The following is a 7,548-nucleotide window of genomic DNA, read 5'->3' as shown; positions in this document are numbered from 1 at the left end:
CCCGAGGGGGGGGGGGGCATATACCACCAGGCCGGGGGGGGCCGGGGCCCCTTCGGGGCGGGGGTGGTGTTCGGCCTGGTGGGCGGCGGCGCGGGGGGGCAACGGTTGCAGCCATTCGGTGTCGGGCATGGCGCGCACCGGGTCGGGGACGTAGCCCGCGCGGGGCTCGGGTCGGCGCAGCAGCTCGACGCCGGAGACCGGCCGCAGTTCCGGTTCGGCGCCGCAGATCTGGCGGGCGACCTGGTCGATCACGCTCAGCTTCGCCGGCTCGGTGACGCCGAAGATCTGGACGACGTCGGCGCGCCCGCCGTCGAGCAGGCGGGTCAGCACGGCGGCCAGGCCCTCGGCCGCACCCGGGTCGACGCCGAGATCGTCGAGCGCCAGATCGGGCTCGAACTCGCAGCCTTCGATGTGCGCGCCCTCGGGGGTGCGCACGACCACGGCGGCGGTGGTGGTCAGCGCGCCGAATTCCAGGACGACGGTGCGCCCGGCCCGCAGGGTCGCCTCGTCGGTGACCACCGAACGAGCGGCCAGTGCTTCGAAGACCACGTCCTCGGCGAAACGGCGGGCGGCCACCGCGACGGTCTCGCGACGACGCGCCCCCCACTCGGTGGGGCAGACGATGGTGAACCGCTCGCACGGGGCCGACAGGCCGAGGTTCTCCAGGACGGTGGCGAACAGCGCCGCCAACGCCTCGGTGGTCTCGGGCACGCGCGGCAGCAGCGCCACCCGTTCGGCGGCGACGAACTGCACCGCCGAGCCGACCTGGCCGTGCGGGCTGAGCGGCTCCCCGATCACCAGGCTCCCGTTGCTGCCCAGCACCACCGACGGCACGCCGTCCCAGTGGGTGGCCGGACCGCGCGACCAGATCCTGGTGTCGGTGAGGACCAGTTCGACCTGGGCCATCACTCGGCGCCCGGAATCCAGCCGAGCTGGATCAACTCCTGGGTGTTACGGGTCACGTAGGTGCCTCGACCGGGCGGGAGCTGGCTCGGGCGCACGCTGCCCATCAGCACGCCTTCGTCCTTCGGGCAGCTCATGATCAGGCCCGCCGCGCCGAAGTCCTTCATCCTGGCCAGGGTCGACTCGTACATGGCGCGGCTGGCGCCACCGGCGCGCCGGGCGATGATCACGTGGAAACCGAGATCGCGCGCGTGCGGCAGGTGTTCGACCAGCGGGGCGGTCGGATTGCCCAGCGAGGTGGCGACCATGTCGTAGTCGTCGATGATGACGTACAGCTCGGGGCCGGTCAGCCAGGCGCGGTCGCGCACCTCCTGGGGCGTGACGTCGGGGCCGGGGCCGCGCTTGGCGACGTAGGCCGCGAGGTCTGCCATGTTCTGTGTGAACTGCGGACCGGTGGAACCGTAACCGGCCTGATAGCCCTCGGGGATCAGGCCGAGCATGGTGCGCCGGTAGTCGCCGACGATGAAGCGCGCCTCGTTCGGGGTGTTCGACGCCGCGATGCCCTCGATGATCGAACGCAGCAGCGTGGTCTTCCCGGACTCGCTGTCGCCGATGACGATGAAGTGCGGTGACTCGTTGAAGTCCAGGTAGACGGGCGCGAGCTCGGATTCGTTGATGCCGATCGGGATCCGCAGGTTCCGGCCGCGCGGCAGCTGGGAGGGCCAGTTGCCCGCCATCCGCAGCAGCTGCTCGCGGGGCAGCACCTCCGGCAGCATGCGGGCCGCGGGCGCGGGCCTGCCCGGGGTGAGCCGGGCGATGGTGGCGACGGCGTCGGCGACGGCCTGGCTCAGTGTGTCCGGGGCGGAGCTGCCGTCGATCCGCGGCAGCGCGGTGAGCATGTGCAGGCAGTCGGGGGTCATACCGCGACCGGGGCGACCCTGCGGGACCAGGGCGGCGAACTTGCGGCCGAGGTCGGAGTCCATCGGATCGCCGAGGCGCAGCTCGATCCTGGTGCCGATCTGATCCTTGAGCGCCGGGCGGGCCTCGGCCCAGCGGGCCAGCGCGATCACCACGTGCACGCCGTAGGACAGACCCTGCACCGCCAGGTTCATGATGGTCTGCTCGAGCGGGTCGAAATCCTGGCGGATCGAACCGAAACCGTCGATGACGAGGAAGACGTCGCCGAATGGGTCCTCGTGCGCGCCCGCGGCGGCGTGGCTGCTCGCCGGGTCCATCGAACGCAGCCTGCGGAACTCGGCCATCGATTCGATGCCGAGCTGACGGAACCTGGCCTCGCGGGTGCGCACGATGGTGGTCATCTCGGCGACCGTGCGGCGGACCTTGTCGGCGTCGAGCCTGCCCGCGACCGAGCCGACGTGCGGCAGGCCCTCCAGGCTCGCCAATGTGCCGCCACCGAAGTCGAGGCAGTAGAACTGCACCTGCTCGGCGGTGTGGGTCATCGACATCGACATGATCAGCGTGCGCAGGGCGGTCGACTTGCCCGACTGCGGACCGCCGACCACCGCGACGTTGCCGCGCGCGCCGGACAGGTCGACGAACAGGGGGTCGCGGCGCTGGTCGTAGGGCCGGTCGATGAGCCCGATGGGCGCGCGCAGCGTCGCGATCGGCGAGTACTCGCCGGTGAGCACCGAGCGCGGGTTGAGCTGGTCGAGGGTCATCGGTTCGTCCAGCGGCGGCAGCCAGATCTCGTGCGCGGGCCTGCCGTGGCCGCGGATGCGCGAGACGAGCATGTCGAGGTTGGACAGTTTCTCGCCGTCCTCGCCGTGGTGTTCCTGCGGTTCGTCGGGCGCGGCGCTCGGCACCGGAAGCCGATCGCTCGGCCGGAAATCCACGTGATGCGCGGTGAACGGGCGGGCCTTGACGTCGATCTCGCCGCCCGCGACGCCCGCCTGGGTGACCTCGCGCTGGGAGCCCCCGCCCACGTAGGGGCCGGAGACGTAGGCGGCCTGGAAGCGCTGGATCTCGCCGGAGTCGGACTTGAGGTAACCGCCGCCGGGGACGTTGGGCAGGTTGTAGGCGTCGGGCACGCCGAGCACCTGACGGGATTCGTTGGCGGAGAAGGTCTTCAGGCCGATCCGGTAGGACAGGTGGCTCTCCAGGCCCTTGAGTTTGCCCTCCTCCAGGCGCTGCGAGGCCAGCAGCAGGTGCACGTGCAGCGAGCGGCCGAGGCGGCCGATCATCACGAACAGCTCGGCGAAATCCGGGTGCTGGGTGAGCAGTTCGGAGAACTCGTCGAGCACCACGAACAGCGCGGGCAGCGGGTCGAGGTCGGCGCCGGCGGCGCGCGCCTTCTCGTATTCGGAGACGTTGGCGAAATTGCCCGCCTGGCGAAGCACTTCCTGGCGGCGGTTCATCTCGCCGGCCAGCGCGTCCTTCATACGGTCGACGAGGTCGGCCTCTTCCTCCAGGTTGGTGATGACCGCGGCCACGTGCGGCACGCCGTCGAGGCCGAGGAAGGTCGCGCCGCCCTTGAAGTCGACCAGCACCAGGTTGAGCTGGTCGGGCGAGTGGGTGGCCAGCAGGCTCAGCACCAGGGTGCGCAGGAACTCGGACTTGCCCGAACCGGTGGCGCCGATGCACAGCCCGTGCGGGCCCATGCCGTTCTCGGCGGCCTCTTTGATGTCGAGCTCGATGGGCAGACCCTCCGGGCCGACGCCGAAGGGCACCCGCAGCCGCTCGCGGCCGTAGCGGGGACGCCAGGCGCTCTCCGGGTTGAACGTGCCGATGTCGCCGAGGCCCATGAGCTGCGACCACGACGAGATGACCTCGGTCTCCTCGGCTTCGACGTCGCTGCTGCGCTGGGTCGCCGCGCGATAGGGCGCCAGGCGCCGGGCCACCTGCTGGGCCTGATGGATGCTGATCCGGTCGATGGCGGCGAATCGCTCCATGTTGCCGGTGGCGCCGCGCCCGACGCACTCGCCGTTCTCCACCACCATCTTGATGCCGCGCGAGACGGCCAGCCGCGGCGCGTATCCGCACAGGTCGATGATGGTGACGCCCTCGTAGCCGGACTCGCGCAGCTGGTCCTCCTCGGACTCGAGCAGACCGCCGTCGACGACGAAGACGATCTGGACGAGGCCGGGATTGGCGGGCTGGTTACGCGAGTAGCGCACCCGGTTGTGCAGCAGCGGCTGCAGGCTCGCCAGCGCCTCCCGGATGGAGCCGTAGAACATGCGCTGGCTGCCGATGCCGTCCTGCGCGTCGGGATGCTGGGTGTGCGGCAGCCATTTCGTCCACTCCCACTCACGCGCGGTGTCGGGACCCGCGACGACGGCGATGAGCACCTGATCGGGCCCCTGGAACATGGCCAGTTGCAGCAGCATCGCGCGCACCATGTCGCGCGCCTGGGCGCGGTCGCCGTCGAGGGCGATGGTGGCGAAGCCCTTGACCGCGATCGCGGTGGGCAGATCGGGAACGGTGGAGTGGGCCCGCACGAAGCGACGCAGCGAGACCGCCGCGATGGGTTCCAGCTCCTCGACCGGGCCGGTCTCGGGGGCGACCAGCCTGGTCGCCAGCCGCTGCGGGCCGATGCCGATGCGGGCGTGGCAGAAGTCTTTGTCGCCCGCGCGTCGCTCCCACATGCGGCTGGTGCCCGCGAGCATCCAGATCAGGCCGGGTTCGGGGTGGCTCCACTCCACCGAGGCGCGCTGCTGGCGCGCGGGCTCGGCGCCGTCCGTGCGGACCTGGGCGAGATAGCGCAGGTAGTCCTTGCGGTCCTCGTTGGCCTCGGCCGCCTTCTGGCCCTTGCCGCCGCCCTGACCGGCGAACATGGTCACCATCGAGACCATCATCATGACCGGGAACATCAGCATCATGGGGTTGTTGGCGATGCCCGTCCCCATGGTGAACATCAGGCCGATCATGCCGATCATCGCCAGGACCATGACGATCGGCATGAGCTTCATCAGCAGATTGCCGGGGGTGACCCTGGGGATCTCGGGCGGCGGCTGGAGCGTGACCTCGCCGCCTGGCGTGCGTGGCATCTCCCGGCGCGCACGACGCTGGAACCGGACAGTGCTCATCGCCGAGAATCCCCCTACCTCGCATGTGGCAACTCGGGCTCAGTGTAGAGGCAGGCGCCGACATGTCGTACAGTTCGTCTCGCATTCTGCTGCCCGGACGACGGGGTTCGCAAACTCGCCCGGCGTCGCGCGGCCACAGCGGAATTCCGAGGTAGAGCACCAGGTTGGGGGAATCGTGACGCACGCGCGAATGGGCCACATCGACGAGGATGCAACACGTGGCATCGTACGCGCACCCGACCTGGCGAGGGTGACGATCCTCGCCAAACACACCCAGGTCGACATGGCCATTCCCGTCGACGTGCCGGTGGCGCTCGTGATTCCCAGCGTCGTCGACATGGTCGCCCAGCACAGCCGCAGCAACGACTTCGACAACGAGGGCGAGCGCTTCGAGCCCGCCGAGTGGGTGCTGGCCAGGATCGGCCACCCGCCCTTCTCCAATTCGCTGTCGCTGGGCGAACACGGGGTGCGCGACGGCGAGCTGCTCATGCTGGAGAGCGCGTCCAACACCGCGCCGACGCCGTTGTTCGACGACATCATGTACAACGTCGCGATCGCCGACGCCGACCACTTCCGCGGCTGGACCCCGCGCACCGCGCGGCTCACCGGTTCGGTGCTGGCCGCGATCACCATGCTGGTCGGCTGCCTCGGACTGCTCACCGCACCGCAGGCGCTGCCGGTGTGGGTGAGCGGCTCGCTGGCGCTGGCGGTGGCGATCCTGCTCGTGGTGGCGGGCATGGTGCTGAGCAGGATGTACGGTGACGCCGACACCGCGCTCGTCCTCGGCGGATGCGCGCTGCCCGCCGCCTTCACCGCGGGAATGCTCTACGTCCCCGACCATTACGGCTGGGCGCATCTGCTGCTGGCCTCCGCCCTGCTCGCCGCGACGTCGATACTGGCCTGGCGGGTCACCGGTGTCGGGCTCGCGTTGTTCATCGGCGCGGCCACCGTCGCGGTCTATCTGCTTCCGGCCTCGCTGGCCGGCCTGCTGACCGACCAGCCGGTGAAGGCCATCGGCGCGGTCGCCGCCGCGCTCGGCCTGCTCGGTCTCTCGCTGTCGCCGCGGGTCTCGATGCTGCTGGCCAAGCTGCCGCTGCCGCCGGTCCCCTCCCCCGGCACCCCGATCGATCCCACCGAGGACGATCCCGACGACCACCGCGCGCTGCCCACCCTCGAGGTGCTGCACGCCAAGTCCGAGCACGCCAGGAAATACCTCGCCGGACTGGTGTCGGCGACCACGCTGGTGACCGCTGCGGGCGCGCTGGCCGCGACCGACCCGTGGGCCGACAGCCCGTACTGGCAGGGCATCGCGCTGGCGTTGGTGTGCGCGGCGGTGCTGATGTTCCGCAGCCGCACCTACGCGGGCGCCGAGCAGGCGGTCGTGCTGGTCGTGGGCGGCGCGGCGATCGTGCTGATCATGCTGATCGGCACGGCGCTGACCATGGAGCTGCCGCTGGCGGTGTTCGGCGCGGCGATGCTGATCCTGGTGTCGGCGTTGATCCTCGGCATCATCATCCCGAACCAGTCGGCCACCCCGCCGATGCGGCGGGCCGTGGAGCTGCTCGAATACGGCTTCGTGGCCGCGGTGTTGCCGCTGGTGTTCTGGGTGACCTCGCTCTACTCCCTCGTCCGCGGGCTGTGAGCGGCCGGTGGCGCGTCGCCGCCGCTGCGGTGACGCTAGGGCTGAGTGCGTCGCTCGGGATGGGTGGCAACGGTGGTGTGGCGCTGGCCGAGCGGCCGCCCGCCGTCGATCCGGGGCGCAAGCCCGCGGGTGATCCCGCCGCGCCGCGGGAGCCGACCGAGCGGCCGGCGAACTCGCACTGCTCCGACATCCTGACCGGCGGCGAAGGCCCGACCATCCCGGACGCCCAGCGCGCGCTCGACCTGGAACGCGCCTGGCAGTTCTCCAAAGGCGCCGGCCAGCGCATCGCGGTGATCGACACCGGCGTGGTCCGCCATCCTCGGCTGCCCGGTCTGGAGGCGGGCGGCGATTTCGTCGCGAACTCCGGTGACGGCACCGAGGACTGCGACGGCCACGGCACCCTGGTGGCAGGTCTCATCGCCGCCTCGCAGGTGCCGGGCCAGGGCTTCGCAGGCGTCGCCCCGGAGGCGCAGATCGTCACCATCCGCCAGACCAGCAAGATGTACCAGAAGGAGGGGCTCTCGGCGCAGAAGAACCCCGAGGACCTCCCCGACGGCTACGGCAACCTGTACACCATGGCCTCGGCCATCGTGCGGGCCGCCGACATGGGCGTCTCGGTCATCAACATCTCCGAGACCTGGTGTGGCACCTCGCATCAGGACGCCGACATGGAGGTCGGCGCCGCCGTGCGGTACGCGGCGCTGGAGAAGGACGTCGTCGTGGTGGTGGCCGCGGGCAACAAGGACTCCAACGCCTGCCCCGGCGACAACCAGGTCATCGACCCGCTCGATCCGACCGCAGACCCGTGGAGCAACGTCACCTACTACGTGAGTCCTGCGCATTGGGATGACTACGTGCTGTCCGTCGGCTCCATCGCCGCCGGCGGCGCGCCCGCGGGCGTCACCAAACCAGGGCCGGGGGGGGGTGTGGCCCCGCCCCCCGCGCACAAGGTGTAGCTGG

Annotated in this window: 4 protein-coding genes; 2 read left to right on the top strand and 2 right to left on the bottom strand. The window is 70.8% G+C overall.

Translation table 11 applies throughout. From position 1 onward, the window contains the following. On the bottom strand, window positions 1-906 hold a 906-nt coding region (locus QH283_RS21335; RefSeq protein WP_280504749.1), incomplete at its 3' end, for a hypothetical protein. After that, the gene (eccCa, locus tag QH283_RS21330) at window positions 906-4,946 is read right to left on the bottom strand and encodes a type VII secretion protein EccCa (RefSeq protein WP_280504748.1); all 4,041 of its coding nucleotides are present in this window, start codon (window positions 4,944-4,946) and stop codon (window positions 906-908) included. The genes eccCa and QH283_RS21335, both read right to left, overlap by 1 nt. A gap of 175 nt (window positions 4,947-5,121) precedes the next feature. Here eccCa and eccD point away from each other — a divergent pair, with 175 nt between their 5' ends. Together eccD and QH283_RS21320 are read left to right on the top strand one after the other, a co-directional pair. Continuing rightward, window positions 5,122-6,588: a type VII secretion integral membrane protein EccD gene (gene eccD, locus QH283_RS21325; RefSeq protein ID WP_280504747.1), complete on the top strand. Its 1,467-nt coding sequence runs from the start codon at window positions 5,122-5,124 to the stop codon at window positions 6,586-6,588. 59 nt (window positions 6,589-6,647) lie between these two features. After that, window positions 6,648-7,544, top strand: a complete 897-nt coding sequence (locus QH283_RS21320; RefSeq protein WP_280504746.1) for a S8 family serine peptidase — start codon at window positions 6,648-6,650, stop codon at window positions 7,542-7,544. Window positions 7,545-7,548 lie beyond the last annotated feature (4 nt).

The organism is Nocardia farcinica (assembly GCF_029867845.1).
In the GTDB taxonomy this organism is placed as follows: Bacteria; Actinomycetota; Actinomycetes; order Mycobacteriales; family Mycobacteriaceae; genus Nocardia; species Nocardia farcinica_A.
This window is presented reverse-complemented; position numbering and strand designations above follow the sequence as displayed.